This window comes from Rathayibacter festucae DSM 15932 (assembly GCF_004011135.1).
Classification (GTDB): Bacteria; Actinomycetota; Actinomycetes; order Actinomycetales; family Microbacteriaceae; genus Rathayibacter; species Rathayibacter festucae.
This window is the reverse complement of sequence record NZ_CP028137.1, coordinates 4,021,745-4,034,957: the sequence shown is the minus strand read 5'-3', so window position 1 is coordinate 4,034,957 and position 13,213 is coordinate 4,021,745. Positions and strand designations below refer to the sequence as shown.

The following is a 13,213-nucleotide window of genomic DNA, read 5'->3' as shown; positions in this document are numbered from 1 at the left end:
GGTGGTCTCCGGGATCCGCGCAGTCGCGGCGTCGAGCGACCGGAGACCGGTCGCAGCGCCGGCGGTGACCAGCACCGCCCGTGGACGCCGCCCGGATCCTCTCCACGGAAGGATCCACCGCATGTCCCTGCGCCGCACTCTCCTCGCGACCACCGCGATCGCCGCCTCCGCCCTCCTCCTCGCCGGCTGCTCGTCCGCCGCCGGCGCGAGCGACGACACCGTCCGCATCGGCGTGGTCGGCGCGGGCGACCCCTACTGGGCGACCTACGAGCAGGCCGCCGAGGACGCCGGCATCGACGTCGAGATCGTCGACTTCACCGACTACAACCAGCTGAACCCCGCGCTGACCGAGGGCGAGATCGACCTCAACCAGTTCCAGCACCTCGTCTACCTGGCGCAGTACAACACCTCGGCCGACGCCGACCTCGTGCCGATCGGCGCGACCGCGATCTACCCGCTCGGCCTCTACTCGACCCAGTACGACAGCGTCGAGGACATCCCCGAGGGCGAGAGCGTCGCCGTCCCCAACGACGTGACCAACCAGGCCCGCGCCCTCCTCGTCCTCCAGTCGGCCGGCCTGATCGAGCTGACGGACGGCGGCACCGCCTTCTCCGGCCTCGACGACATCGACACCGACGCCTCGAAGGTCACCGTCACCGCGCTCGACGCGGCGCTCGTGCCGACCTCGCTCCCGGACGTCGCCGCCGCCGTCGTCAACAACGACTACCTCGCGGGCGCGGGCCTCGAGGCCACCGACGCCCTCGCGCAGGACGACCCGAGCGACCCGACCGCCGTGCCCTACGTCAACGTGTTCGCCGCCCGCGCGGACGACGCGGAGAACGAGACCTACCTGAAGCTCGTCGACGTCTACCAGACCTCGCAGGACGTGCTCGACGGCGTCTCCGAGCAGTCGGGCGGCACCGCCGTCTTCGCGACGACCCCCGCCGCCGAGCTGCAGTCGACCCTCGCCACCGTCGAGGCCGACGCCGCCGCCCAGGGCTGACCCGCCCCTCTCCCGCCGCGACCCCGCGGCACAGCAGTGCCCGACCCGGAAGTGCCCGACCCGGGCAGTGCCCGACCCGGGCAGTGCCCGACCCCGGCAGTGCCCGACCCCAGCAGTGAAGGAAGCGCCGTGCCGCTCATCCGCCTCGCCGACGTGAGCAAGGTCTACCCGCCGCTCGCACGCGGCGCGTCCGCCCTGACCGCCGTGGACGGCGTCAGCCTCGACATCGAGGCCGGCGACGTCTACGGCGTGATCGGCTACTCCGGAGCCGGCAAGAGCACGCTCGCGCGCCTGATCAACGCCCTCGAGCCCGCCACCGGCGGCAGCATCGAGATCGACGGCCGCGAGATCGTCGGCCTGCCCGAGCGGGAGCTGCGCCGGCTGCGCCTCGGGATCGGCATGATCTTCCAGCAGTTCAACCTCTTCGGCTCCAAGACCGTCGAGCAGAACGTCGCCTATCCGCTGCAGGTCGCCGGCACGCCGCGCGCCGAGCTGCGCGCCCGCGTCGACGAGATGCTCCGCTTCGTCGGCCTCTCCGACAAGGCCCGCAGCCACCCGGAGCAGCTCTCCGGCGGCCAGAAGCAGCGGGTCGGCATCGCCCGCGCCCTCGCCGCCTCGCCCCGCATCCTCCTCGCCGACGAGGCCACCAGCGCCCTCGACCCGGACACCACCGGCGAGGTGCTCGCGCTCCTGCGCCGGATCAACGAGGAGCTCGGCGTCACCATCGTCGTCATCACGCACGAGATGGACGTCGTCCAGCAGCTCGCGACGAAGGTCGCGGTGATGGAGGCGGGCCGCATCGTCGAGCGCGGCCCCGTCTTCGACGTCTTCTCGGCCCCGCGGGAGGCGGTCACCCGCCGGTTCGTCTCCACGGTCGTGCGCACGGTGCCCTCGCGGGAGGAGGCGGCGGTGCTGCGCGCGCGCCACCCCGGCCGCCTCGTCACGCTGTCCTTCTCCGACGGCTCCGCCTCGCAGGGCGAGGTCTTCGCCGAGATCGCGCAGGCCGGCGTCCCGCTGGAGCTCGTCTACGGCGGCATCACCGACGTCCGCGGCCGCGCCTTCGGCCACCTCACCGTCGCCCTCGACGCGTCCGACGCCGTGATCGACCCCCTGCTGGCCCGCCTCGGCGCCCGCGTCGCCCTCACGGAGGTGCCCCGATGAACGAGCTCATCCCCCTGCTGCCCCAGCTCGCCGAGGCGACCGGCGAGACCCTCTACATCGTGGCCCTCAGCCTGCTCTTCGGCGGGATCGGCGGGCTCCTGATCGGGCTGGGCCTCGCCGTCACCCGCGGCGGCGCGCTCTACGCCAACCGCTTCGTCTTCGGCCTGCTCAACGTGATCGTCAACGTCTTCCGGCCGATCCCGTTCATCATCTTCATCGCCGCAGCCCAGCCGCTCGCGCGCCTGGTGGTCGGCTCCGGCATCGGCACCGACGCGATCGTCTTCACCCTCTCGCTCGCCGCGGCCTTCGGCATCGGCCGCATCGTCGAGCAGAACCTGCTGACCGTGCAGCCCGGCGTGATCGAGGCCGCACGCTCGGTCGGCGCGAGCCGCTTCCGGATCGTCCGCACGGTCCTGCTGCCCGAGGCTCTCGGACCGCTGATCCTCGGCTACACCTTCGTCTTCGTCGCGATCATCGACATGTCGGCCGTCGCCGGCTACATCGGCGCCGGCGGCCTGGGCACCTTCGCGATCCAGTACGGCTACCGCCAGTTCGAGCCCGTCGTCACCTGGGCGGCCGTTCTCGTCATCATCGTGATCGTCCAGCTCGTCCAGCTGCTCGGCAACGTCCTGGCCCGCCGAGTCCTCCGCCGCTGACCCCCCCCTCCCCCTCCGCGAGATGCCACTTGCGTACACGACACGCCGCGAAACGCGTACCCAAGTGGCATCTCGCGGGAGGAGTCAGCACGGTGGGTGTCATGAGGATCCGATACGACCCGCAAGCGAACGCCGCGTACCTGCCCGTCGGGCGTGAGCCCGAGGCCGGGGAGTCCGTCGAGCAGGTGTGCGACATCGCCGACCCGCACGGGTTCGGCGAGATCATCCTCGACTTCGACGCCGCCGGGCACCTCATCGGCGTCGAGATCCTGGGCGCGCGCGCACTCCTGCGCCCCGAGGCCCTGGCCGACGCCGACATCCTCTGACGCGCGTTAACCACCTCCGCGAGATGCCACTTGTGTACGCGACACGCCGTGGAAGGCGTGCACAAGTGGCATCTCGCGGAGGAGGGGCAGGGCTCAGTAGCGGGGCTTGCGCTCCGGGCGGTCGGTGGAGCGGGACGGGCCCGAGGGGCGAGCGCCGCGGTCGGCGCCGGCGCGGCTGGGGCGGCGGTCGGGCTTGAGCTCGATCAGCTGGCCGCTGATGCGGGTGCCGGCGAGGCGGTCCAGCACGTCCTGGGGCAGGTCGGCCGGCAGCTCCACGATCGAGAAGTCCGGGCGGATGTCGATGTGCCCGAAGTCGCCGCGGTTGAGCCCGCCCTCGTTCGCGAGCGCGCCGACGATCTGGCGGGGCTCGACGCGCTGACGGCGGCCCACCTCGATCCGGTACGACGCGAGGTTGCTGTTCGACGAGCGCTGACGACGCTCGGGACGCTCGCGGTCGTTGTCGTACGAGGACCGGTCGGAGCGCTCGGGGCGGTCGCCGCGGCTGTCCTCGCGGCGGAAGCGCGGGTCGTCCGGCGAGAGCAGCAGCGGCTCGTCGCCCTGGGCGACGATCGCCAGCGCGGCAGCGACGTCGGACTCGACCACGTCGTGGTGCTCGACGTAGTGGCCGATGATGTCGCGGAACCGGTCGAGCCGCTCGCGGTCGGCCAGCGCCGTGGTGATGGCGTCGTCGAAGCGGGAGAGGCGCGTGACGTTGACGTCCTCGACGCTCGGGAGGCGCATCTCGGTCAGCGGCTGGCGGGTCGCCTTCTCGATGGCGGAGAGGAGGCGGCGCTCGCGCGGGGTCACGAAGCTGATCGCGGCACCGCTGCGGCCGGCCCGGCCGGTGCGGCCGATGCGGTGCACGTAGGACTCGGTGTCGATCGGGATGTCGTAGTTGACGACGTGGCTGATCCGGTCGACGTCGAGACCGCGGGCCGCGACGTCGGTCGCGACGAGGATGTCGAGCTTGCCCGACTTCAGCTGCTCGACGGTGCGCTCGCGCTGGGCCTGCGCGACGTCGCCGCTGATCGCGGCGGCCGTGTAGCCGCGGGCTCGCAGCTTCTCGGCGAGCGTCTCGGTCTCGCTCTTGGTGCGGACGAAGACGATCATGCCCTCGAAGTTCTCGACCTCGAGGATGCGGGTCAGCGCATCGACCTTCTGCGGGTACGACACCATCAGGTAGCGCTGGGTGGTGTTGGCGGAGGTCGTGGTCTTGGCCTTGACCGTGATCTCCTCCGGGTCCTTCAGGTACTTCTGCGAGATGCGGCGGATCTGCGACGGCATGGTCGCCGAGAACAGCGCGATCTGCTTCTCGACCGGGGTGTCGGCGAGGATCGTCTCGACGTCCTCGGCGAAGCCCATCTTGAGCATCTCGTCGGCCTCGTCGAGCACCAGGTACTTCAGGTGCGTGAGGTCGAGAGTGCCCTTCTCGAGGTGGTCCATGATGCGGCCGGGGGTGCCGACGACGACGTGGACGCCGCGGCGCAGCGCGGAGAGCTGGGTGCCGTAGCCCTGACCGCCGTAGACGGGGAGCACGTGCACGCCGCGCAGGCCGGACGCGTAGCGCTCGAACGCCTCGCAGACCTGGAGCGCGAGCTCGCGGGTCGGCGCGAGGACGAGCGCCTGCGGGGTCTTCTGCGAGACGTCGAGGCGGGAGAGGATCGGCAGCGCGAACGCCGCGGTCTTGCCGGTGCCGGTCTGCGCGACGCCGAGGACGTCGCGGCCGGACAGGAGGGAGGGGATCGTCGCGGCCTGGATCGCCGAGGGCGTCTCGTAGCCGACCTCCTTGAGGGCCTTGAGGACGGGGTCGCTGAGACCCAGGTCCGAGAAGACCATCGAGGGGCCGGTCTCGGCTGCCGGCGCGGCCGGGGCGGTGCTGTCGGCGACGGGCGCGGTCGCGCCGTCGGCCTGGGGGGCGGGTTCGGGTGTATCGGTGGACGCCATAGTGCAACGGTAGGCCGTCGGAGGCGCGCGCGAGCGCAGATCCGGCCTCTGAGCGGGCATTCGCGCCGGATCGGCGGCTGTGGAGGGGTCTCTCGGGGTCGCGCGAGCCCTCGCGTCAGTAGAACTCGACGGTGTCGACCCGGTTGATCAGCTCCTCGCCGTCGAGGTAGCGGGTGGCGTTGCGGGCGAAGAGCTCGGCGATCAGGCGGTCCTCAGCCGCGTTGAGCGCGGCGGTGTGCGGGCTGAGCAGCACGTTGGGGTGGCTCCAGAGGGGGCTGCCCTGGGTGAGCGGCTCCTCCGCGACGACGTCGAGGGCGGCGAAGCCGACCCGGCCGTCCTCGAGCGCGGCGACCAGCGCGTCCTCGTCGATCACGGTGCCGCGGCCGACGCTGACGAGCGTCGCTCCCGGGCGCAGCGCGGCGAAGAAGTCCGCGCCGACGAGCTTCTCGGTCTGCTCCGTGCCGGGAAGGGTGACGACCACGCCGTCGATCCGCCCGGCGACCTCGGCGATCGCCGACGGCTGCACGATCTCGTCGACGTGCTCGACGGAGTCGGCGTGCCGGCTGGTGCCGATCACCCGGGCGCCGAGGACCGACAGCTTCTGCGCGGTCGCCCGGCCGATGGTGCCCAGCCCGACGATCAGGATCGTCTGCTCCGAGAGCAGCCCCATCGTCCAGCGCGACCCCCACTCGCGGGCGCCCTGCAGTGCCTGCAGCTTCGGCAGCGTCTTCGCGCCGGCCAGCAGGCCGAAGAGGGAGAACTCGGCCAGCGGGTCGGAGTGCACGCCCGCGGAGGTGGAGAACGCGACCCGTGAGAGCTGCTCCTCGCTCAGGCCGGCCTTCTTCACCTGCGCGCCGCCGCCCGCGGGCATCGTCTGCACCCAGCGCAGCGCCGGGTTCGCGACGACCGTGCGAGCCAGCTCCGTCGGTTTCTCGTCCGGGATCCCGTAGAGCACCTCGGCCGAGTCGACCAGCTCCTCGAACGCCGCCTGCTGCTCCGCGGTCCGCTCGAAGGCCGGGTCGCCGCCGTGATCGCCCGGGTGCCGCATCGGCGGCAGCAGACTCTGGTCCGCGACGAAGTCGATCCGCGGCTCCAGCTCCACCACACGCGCGATCAGCTCGTCGCTGATCGGCGTGGCGGCTACCACGCGCAGGCGTCCGGTGCGGTCCGGGCCGGGCTCGGTCGATCGGGGCGGAGTCGGAGCGGGCGTCGTCACGGGAGTCCCTTCGAGCGGCGGGCGAGCGGTGCGGCGGGCACCGACGCGATCGACCGCGGTCTGCCGTCAGCGTATCGAGCGGAGGGGGCGCGTCAGGTTCGGGCGCAGGGCGGGGAGGAGGCCGACGTTCGGGGGGAGGCGGGTCTCGATACGCCCCTTCGGGGCTACTCGACCAGCATGGGTCCGTGGGCGCCCCTTCGCAGAAGGCGGAACATGCGCGACGCCCGATCGGCGACGGATCGCGCCCGATCCGGCGGAAGCAACCCCTTGGCCGCCCGCGTTGCTGTGGATCTCCGCGTCGCCGGCCGTCAGTCACCGGGCCGCCGGCTGGACGAACGGTGAGGACGCCCCTCCGCGCCTCAGGCCCCGCCCTACCGTGAGCGGACGGGAACATCGATCGAAGGAGACCGGATCATGGCGGCAGCAGGAGTGGCGACGGTATGGGTGCCGGTCGAGGACATGGAGCGGGCGGTCGCGTTCTACCGCGACACCCTCGGCCTCGACGTGAAGAGCACCTCGAGCGACTGGTCGGAGCTCGACGCGGGCGGACTGATGATCGGGCTGAACGCCCGCGAGTCGGCCTCGGTCGCGGAGAGCGGCGGAGCGGTCATCTCGTTCCAGCCCGACGGCAGCATCGAGGACGAGCTGGAGCGGCTGAAGGCCCGCGGAGCGTCGATCGAGGGCGAGATCAGCGACCACGAGTGGGGTCGCATCCTCCCCTTCAAGGACTCCGAGGGCAACGACCTCCAGTACTACACGCCGCCGCAGAGCTGACGGCGGGCTGAGCGCCGGAGAGACGGCGCGGAGCGAGGGGGAGGCGGACGCAACCGCCTCCCCCTCGTCGTGCCAGGACGGCTCGTCCGCTCAGGACGGCTCGTCCGCTCAGGACAGCCGCAGCGGCAGCCGGCAGGCGAGCCGCGCGCCGCCGAGGGCGGCCGACGGGGCCAGCTCGATCGAGCCTCCGTAGACCGCGAACTGGCGCGAGAGGCGCTCGAGCCCGGAGAGCACCGGCGGGGCCGCGAGCCCGCCGCCGTCGTCGTCGAGACCGATCACCACGGCGTGCTCCCGCTCCCCGCGCGCCACGTCGAGCTGCAGCCGCACGGCCCGTGCGCCGCCGTGCTTGAGCGCGTTGGTCAGCGCCTCCTCGATCAGCCGCACCAGAAGCACCCGCTGCTCGATCGGGACACCGCGCTCCTCGAGACCCGGGTAGTCGTCGTGGACGTCCAGGTCGACGGCGATCTCCGGCGGGAGGCGCGAGAGCAGATCGCGGGCGGCGGCGACCAGCCCGTGCTCGATGTCGACCGGGTAGAGCGCCCCGCTGACCGCGCGGACCTCCTGCTCCCGCAGCTCGTCGAGCCGCCTCGCGATCCCGCTCAGGCGCTCGGCGGTCGCGGCGGAGGGAGGAGTCGCGGCCAGCCCGCGCAGCTCCGCGGCCAGCACCACGAGCGTGTTCTGCAGCCGGCCGTGCAGGCCCTGCGCGACCTCGCGGCGCACGCGCAGCTCCTCCTGCTGGAGCGCCTGCACCGCGTCGACGGCCTGCAGCAGCACGCGGGCGCGCTCCCGCTCCTTCTCGCGCACCCGTCGGGTCGCATCGACGAGCAGGAACCCGAACGAGACGATCAGGCCGACGACCACCGCGCCCACCACGAGCTCGACCACGAGGGCGTCGAGCGCGGTCGGCAGGTAGACCCCGACGATGAGCTGCAGCGCGACCCGGACGACGGCGACGGCCGCCGCGATCCCCGCCGAGACCAGCAGCCGCCCGGTGCGCGCGCGGCGCTCGGGACGCAGCAGAGCGACGAGCACGACCGCGAGGCCGATCGACGCGGTGTTGACGACCACGCGCACGACGACGTCGACGACCGGCCCGCTCTCGACCCCCCGGACGGTCTCCGACAGCATGCCCAGCGCGAAGACCGCCTGCAGCGCCGCGAGGACGGCCAGCACCCCGCCGAGGATCGCGACGGTCCCGCGCAGGATCCGGTTGTCCTCGGCGTCGTCCGCGCGGCGCGGCCGGGAGTCGTCGGGGAGGGTCACCGGGTGTGCTCCAGGAACAGCAGGGTCGCCTCCACGCGGGGGTTGCGCGAGCCGTCGGAGCGCAGGCTCAGCGCTCCGTAGAGGGCGTTCACGTGGTTGTCGACCGAGCGCACCGCGATGCCGAGCCGCTCCGCGATCGCGGCGTTGGTGAGGCCCGAGGCGAGGGCGCCGAGCACCTCGTACTGCCGACGGCTGAGCGCGTCGACGGGCGAGCTCCGGCGGGCGGTGCGCGCGGCGACCAGGGCGGGGTCGAGCACGGTCCGGCCGTCGAGGGTCGCCCGGATCGCGGTCATCAGCGCGGGGGACGAGAGCGACGAGCTCTTCGAGAGGTAGCTCCAGCCGCGCACCTCGTCGCGGCCGAGGCGGAGGAAGCGGTGCATCGAGTCGACCGCCGAGAGCAGCACGACGGCGAGCTCGGGGTCGCCCGCGCGCAGCTCGCGGCCGAGCTCGATCCCGTCGCCGTCGCCCAGCTCGATGTCGATCACGGCGACGTCGAGCTCGGCGGGCCGCAGCCGCTCGCGCGCCTCGGCGGCCGAGGACGCCTCGACGACGCTCCGGACTCCGGGCACCGCGCGCAGCAGGGACGCGAGCATCTGCCGGTAGAGCGGCTGGTCGTCGACGACGGCGAGCCGCAGCTCCCGCAGACCGCCCCCGAACGTCACACCGCATATCTTGTCCCGGCGCCGGGGGCGGGATCGGCGGAGATCGTGCTCAGAGGCCCCTGGACCCCGTCAAAGGGGGGCACTGCGAGGCAGGCGAGGTGGGTCGCGGAGCGGTCGAGGAGACATCCCGTCTCACCGAGCGAGGATCGCCTGCGTCAGTGCGAGCCCGGCCGCCGCCGCGGCGAGCGCCGCCGCCCACATCCCGAGGCCGTAGCCGAGGCCGGCGGCCCAGCGCCGCTCGAGCAGCATCCGCGCGGCCTCGACGCTCGCCGTGCTGAAGGTGGTGAAGCCGCCCAGGACGCCGGTGCCGAGCACGAGGCGCCAGGAGTCGTCCAGAGCGCCGGTCAGGGCCAGCCCGGTGACGACGCCGAGCAGCAGCGAGCCGGAGACGTTGATCAGGAGCGTGCCGACAGGCCAGCGCACCGGGATCAGCGAGCGCGCGACGCCGTCGAGGACGAGGCGGGCCGCGGCGCCGACGCCACCGGCGAGGGCGATGCCCAGGAGGAGGAGCGGCTCGGTCACGCGATCGCCCCGCTCCGCCGCCGGCTCGCGAGCACGACGCCGAGCGCGGCCGCGAGGGTGCCGAGCACGAGCGTCACGGCCGTGTAGAGGAGGACGTCGGCCCAGCGTCCACCCTCGACGAGCGCGACGGTGTCGAGCGAGAAGGTGCTGTAGGTCGTGAAGCCGCCGAGCACGCCGGTGCCGAGCAGGAGGCGGAGGGTGAGCCGGCGGCCGGTGTCCGGCCCGCGACGGGCGAGGCCGGCGAGCAGCAGGCCGAGCAGGAAGGCGCCGAGGAGGTTCACCGCGATCGTCGCCACCGGGACGGCGCCGAGCGGCGGCAGGGCGAGCGCGGTCCCGTAGCGGGCGGCCGTGCCGACGGCGCCGCCCGCGGCGACCAGGAGGATCGCGCCCGGCCGCAGGTGCGGCGGCCGGGTGCTGAGCGACGCGGCGACGGGCGGGCTGGCGCGGGGAGGAGTCATTCCCCCGTGTCCCACGGGACGCGGCGGCGGGTGCCCTCGTCGGCGCGGGGCACGACGAGGACGGGGCGGCGCTGGCGGTGCGCGAGGTGCACCGCGACGCTGCCGCTGAGGAACTCGGCGATGCTCGCGAGCACTCCGGCGTCGCGGGTGCCGACCACGATCATCCGCGCGTCGACCTCCTCGGCGACGTCGGTGAGGACCAGCGCCGGCTCGCCCTGGACGGTGCGCAGCGTCCAGTCGACATCCGTCCCGGCGAGGGCCGCGCCGATCTCCTCGCGGAGTCCGGGCGGCTCGGTGGGGCCGGCGCCGGTGCCGCCGGAGCGCGGCACGAGGCCGACGGGGATGCCGCCGGTCATCGGGTCGACGTACTCGCCGACGAGGTACGGATCGGCGACCACGGTGAGCAGCAGCAGCGGCGCGCCGAGCCCGGAGGCGAGCTGCGCGGCGGTGCGGACGACCTCGGGACGCTGCCCGTCGACGACGCCGACGAGCACGGGTCCGGAGGGAGTGGATTCGGTCATGGACGGCTCCTTCCCTGGTCGTTCCATCCTCCCACCGGGGCCGGAGCGGGAGGAGACGCTGCGCGACGAGTTCCGTCGTGATCATTCCGTTACCGAGCGGTGGCGGGCTAGAGTGACGAGTCGCCGGGCCCTGCCGGCGCCCCGCACCACCCCGCAGGCCCCCCTGCACCACCCCAGTCCGCCCACCCGAGGAGAGCGCACGCGTGTCGACCACTGGCATTCCCGATCCGCAGGAGTGTCACGACACCTCTCCCTCCGCGCCGGTGCACCGCACCCGCCGCGAGGCCCGCGCCGCTGAGGCCGCCGCCGCTTCACGGGCGGCCGGTGCCGCTGTGCCTGTCGCTGCCGCGGCCGTCGCTTCCGTGCCCGTCGCGACTCCTCGTGCCACGGTCGCCCCGCGCACTCCGGTCGCCCCACGCACTCCCGCCGCCCCGCAGCCCGCTCGCTCCGGCGGGCTCAGCCGGCGCACCCTCGGCTTCGCCACGTTCTCGATCGTCGGCGGCCTCTTCGCCACCGCCGCGCTCCCCGCGTACGGCGCCCGCAGCACCGCGGCCACCGCGGCGGGCACCGCCGCGAACCGCGCCGGCCTGCAGAACCTCACCGTCTCGTCGGAGGCGGCCGGGCAGACCGCCGTCCGCGACGCGTTCGCCGCGCCGACGCAGGCGCAGCTCGACGAGGCCAGCCGCCAGGCGGCCGTGCTGCAGAACGCGAACGGCGGCGGCTTCAGCACCGTGCAGACCCGCGCCGTCGGCGACGACTACCCGTGGCCCTACGAGACCATCGACGACAACGGCGGCGGGCTCTCCCCGCTCGGCTACTTCTACCGCGAGTGCGTCGACTTCGTGGCCTGGCGCCTCAACCGCGACGCCGGCGCCACCGCCGCGCCGTGGAAGTACACCTGGGGCAACATCACCCCGATGGGCGGCAGCGCCTGGGAGTGGCCGGACAACTGGGCCGCGAAGGGCTGGGCCACGAGCTCCGTCCCGATCGTCGGCTGCGTCGCCTGGTGGACCTACAACCACGTCTCCTACGTGCAGCAGGTCAACGACGACGGCACCGTCCTCCTCGAGGAGTACAACTACGGCGGCCGCCACAGCTACGTCACCCGCACCTTCCCCACGGCGCAGGTCCCCCTCTTCCTCTACCCGCCCGCCCTGTAGCGATCAGCACGGTCTCGGTGACACCGCATGTCCCCTGCGCGTCACGAGGGAAGGGCGTCGAACCGAAGTCCGCTCGTCTCCGTGATCTTCTTCGCGGTCGTGGGGTCGCGACGACTCCACGAGCCCGAGACGACATCGGTCCGGACGCGCCTGCTCGACGGACACCGGCACCGCGCTGGACCGCAATGACGTCATCCCGTTGCTCCAGCGTGAGAAGCGGAGTGATCACACTACTCGGGGAGAGATGATGCAACGGTCGGCGCCCTGGGTATTGATGGCGTTGGGCTTGCTCGACATCCTCTGGGGATATCACGCCTGGAGCCCGTGTTTCGTCTCGAACGACCTGGCCTGTCGAGAAGCACTGAACGAGCGCCCGGAAGAGCCCTTGTCAGTAGCCGTCTGGATCCTGTCGTTCGCCTCGATCATCCTCACCATGCTCTTCCGCACCGGACGAGTCGGGACATTCATCGGCCTCGTACTGATCGCGATCGCGAATCCGCTCTTCGATCCGGGCTTCTTCTGGCGGGATTGGAATTCCGCGGACGGAGCGGCCGGCACGGGCATGACCGCTGGTGCGGTCATCGTCGTCTCAGGAGTGATCGTCCGGATCTTCCTCTCCATCGACCGAAGGAGAGTCGCCGGCGGACTGCTTCCTCTTGGAGAAGGCGGAAGCTGATCCGCTGTATCGCAGAACGACGAGATCGATGTGCTCGGATCGCGCACCAGCGTCACCTGGGGCAGCTTCCACTCTTCACGATCACCCACCAGTAGCCGTTGGGTACCTTCACCCAGGAGCCTTCGCCGTTGACGTGACGAGCCACCAGCGCCCGTCCCGCTCGGCCTCGCTGCAAGGTCGTATCCGGTCAGAGTCACTTCTCGTCCAGCTACGTCACCCGCACCTTCCCCACTGCGCAGGTCCCCGTCTCCCTCTACCCGCCGGCCCTGTAGCGGCGGAACCCGCCGCCTCGCGGGTCGCTCACCGCCTCCATGCTGATCGAGTAGCCCGCGGAGCGGGCGTATCGAGATCCACCACCGCCAGCAGGACGAATCGGCAGACCGCCCCGCTGCGGACGGTGGGTCTCGATAAGCCCCCTCGGGGCTACTCGACCGCCATGACGACGTGAAGCGACGTCCTCTCAGATCAGCTCAGGAGGCGACGGGCGTCGTCCCGCGCTCGAGCTGCTGCACCCGGGTCCGGGACACACCGAAGGCAGCGGCGGCCGCATCGAGCGTGTAGCGGTCCGCGCGAGCGATCGCGACGGCCCGGCGTCGAGCGGCGGCCGAGCGCTCCTGCGCCTCCCGCGACTCGCGCTCGGCCTCCTCCGCTTCGCGCCAGGCCGCCTCCGCGGCGGGAGTCACGTGCACGGTGACCGTGACACTCACGGCCTCCTCAGGGACGTTCAGGAAGAGCGCGGCCACTTCTCGAGCAACGGCGTCGACCTCGCCCACCGTTCGGGCCTGACCCACGGTGTCGAGCTCGGGGATCGTCACCAGCCACCAGCGGCCGTCCCGCTCAGCGGTCGCTGCAAGGTCGTACTTCGTCACGG

At 72.7% G+C, this 13,213-nt stretch carries 15 protein-coding genes; 7 read left to right on the top strand and 8 right to left on the bottom strand.

Features of this window, described 5'->3' with window-relative positions; translation table 11 throughout:
• Positions 1 to 121 precede the first annotated feature (121 nt).
• The 4 genes from C1I64_RS18350 (at position 122) to C1I64_RS18335 (ending at position 3,146) form a co-directional block, all read left to right on the top strand.
• On the top strand, positions 122 to 1,003 hold the full coding sequence (locus C1I64_RS18350; RefSeq protein ID WP_123444612.1) for a MetQ/NlpA family ABC transporter substrate-binding protein: 882 nt from the start codon (positions 122 to 124) through the stop codon (positions 1,001 to 1,003).
• A 129-nt stretch (positions 1,004 to 1,132) separates the two neighbouring features.
• Positions 1,133 to 2,164 carry a methionine ABC transporter ATP-binding protein gene (locus tag C1I64_RS18345; protein WP_123731785.1) on the top strand — a complete coding sequence of 344 codons (1,032 nt, stop codon included), beginning with the start codon at positions 1,133 to 1,135 and terminating at the stop codon, positions 2,162 to 2,164.
• Positions 2,161 to 2,820 (top strand): methionine ABC transporter permease, encoded by a 660-nt coding sequence (locus C1I64_RS18340; RefSeq protein WP_123731784.1) that lies wholly within the window; start codon positions 2,161 to 2,163, stop codon positions 2,818 to 2,820. The genes C1I64_RS18345 and C1I64_RS18340 overlap by 4 nt, the downstream gene beginning before the upstream one ends.
• 101 nt (positions 2,821 to 2,921) lie before the next feature.
• Complete coding sequence (locus tag C1I64_RS18335) at positions 2,922 to 3,146, top strand: DUF2283 domain-containing protein (protein ID WP_127888208.1); 225 nt, start codon at positions 2,922 to 2,924, stop codon at positions 3,144 to 3,146.
• Between the two features lie 93 nt (positions 3,147 to 3,239).
• On the opposite strand, the gene C1I64_RS18330 is transcribed toward C1I64_RS18335, so the two are convergent.
• Together C1I64_RS18330 and C1I64_RS18325 are read right to left on the bottom strand one after the other, a co-directional pair.
• Positions 3,240 to 4,982, bottom strand: coding sequence for a DEAD/DEAH box helicase (locus C1I64_RS18330; RefSeq protein WP_127888635.1), 1,743 nt, complete (start codon positions 4,980 to 4,982; stop codon positions 3,240 to 3,242).
• A 223-nt stretch (positions 4,983 to 5,205) separates the two neighbouring features.
• Positions 5,206 to 6,306: a D-2-hydroxyacid dehydrogenase gene (locus C1I64_RS18325; protein WP_208645163.1), complete on the bottom strand. Its 1,101-nt coding sequence runs from the start codon at positions 6,304 to 6,306 to the stop codon at positions 5,206 to 5,208.
• A gap of 414 nt (positions 6,307 to 6,720) precedes the next feature.
• Here C1I64_RS18325 and C1I64_RS18320 point away from each other — a divergent pair, with 414 nt between their 5' ends.
• Positions 6,721 to 7,080 (top strand): VOC family protein, encoded by a 360-nt coding sequence (locus tag C1I64_RS18320; RefSeq protein ID WP_123705714.1) that lies wholly within the window; start codon positions 6,721 to 6,723, stop codon positions 7,078 to 7,080.
• A 108-nt stretch (positions 7,081 to 7,188) separates the two neighbouring features.
• On the opposite strand, the gene C1I64_RS18315 is transcribed toward C1I64_RS18320, so the two are convergent.
• From C1I64_RS18315 to C1I64_RS18295, 5 genes are all read right to left on the bottom strand, one after another.
• Positions 7,189 to 8,343 carry a sensor histidine kinase gene (locus C1I64_RS18315; protein WP_127888207.1) on the bottom strand — a complete coding sequence of 385 codons (1,155 nt, stop codon included), beginning with the start codon at positions 8,341 to 8,343 and terminating at the stop codon, positions 7,189 to 7,191.
• Positions 8,340 to 9,005, bottom strand: coding sequence for a response regulator transcription factor (locus C1I64_RS18310; protein WP_243585979.1), 666 nt, complete (start codon positions 9,003 to 9,005; stop codon positions 8,340 to 8,342). The genes C1I64_RS18315 and C1I64_RS18310 overlap by 4 nt, the downstream gene beginning before the upstream one ends.
• Positions 9,006 to 9,137: 132 nt before the next feature.
• A complete protein-coding gene (locus tag C1I64_RS18305; protein WP_127888206.1) occupies positions 9,138 to 9,527 on the bottom strand; it encodes a fluoride efflux transporter FluC in 390 nt (129 codons plus the stop codon).
• The gene (locus C1I64_RS18300) at positions 9,524 to 9,985 is read right to left on the bottom strand and encodes a fluoride efflux transporter FluC (protein ID WP_127888205.1); all 462 of its coding nucleotides are present in this window, start codon (positions 9,983 to 9,985) and stop codon (positions 9,524 to 9,526) included. The genes C1I64_RS18305 and C1I64_RS18300 overlap by 4 nt, the downstream gene beginning before the upstream one ends.
• Positions 9,982 to 10,506, bottom strand: a complete 525-nt coding sequence (locus tag C1I64_RS18295) for a universal stress protein (protein ID WP_159423666.1) — start codon at positions 10,504 to 10,506, stop codon at positions 9,982 to 9,984. The genes C1I64_RS18300 and C1I64_RS18295 overlap by 4 nt, the downstream gene beginning before the upstream one ends.
• A 332-nt stretch (positions 10,507 to 10,838) precedes the next feature.
• On the opposite strand from C1I64_RS18295, the gene C1I64_RS18290 reads away from it, so the two are divergent.
• Positions 10,839 to 11,666 carry a CHAP domain-containing protein gene (locus C1I64_RS18290; protein WP_127888204.1) on the top strand — a complete coding sequence of 276 codons (828 nt, stop codon included), beginning with the start codon at positions 10,839 to 10,841 and terminating at the stop codon, positions 11,664 to 11,666.
• Between the two features lie 286 nt (positions 11,667 to 11,952).
• Positions 11,953 to 12,342 carry a hypothetical protein gene (locus tag C1I64_RS18285; protein ID WP_127888203.1) on the top strand — a complete coding sequence of 130 codons (390 nt, stop codon included), beginning with the start codon at positions 11,953 to 11,955 and terminating at the stop codon, positions 12,340 to 12,342.
• Positions 12,343 to 12,812: 470 nt separating this feature from the next.
• Here C1I64_RS18285 and C1I64_RS18280 read toward each other — a convergent pair whose 3' ends face one another.
• Positions 12,813 to 13,211 carry an antitoxin HicB gene (locus tag C1I64_RS18280; protein ID WP_123444602.1) on the bottom strand — a complete coding sequence of 133 codons (399 nt, stop codon included), beginning with the start codon at positions 13,209 to 13,211 and terminating at the stop codon, positions 12,813 to 12,815.
• Positions 13,212 to 13,213: the final 2 nt, after the last annotated feature.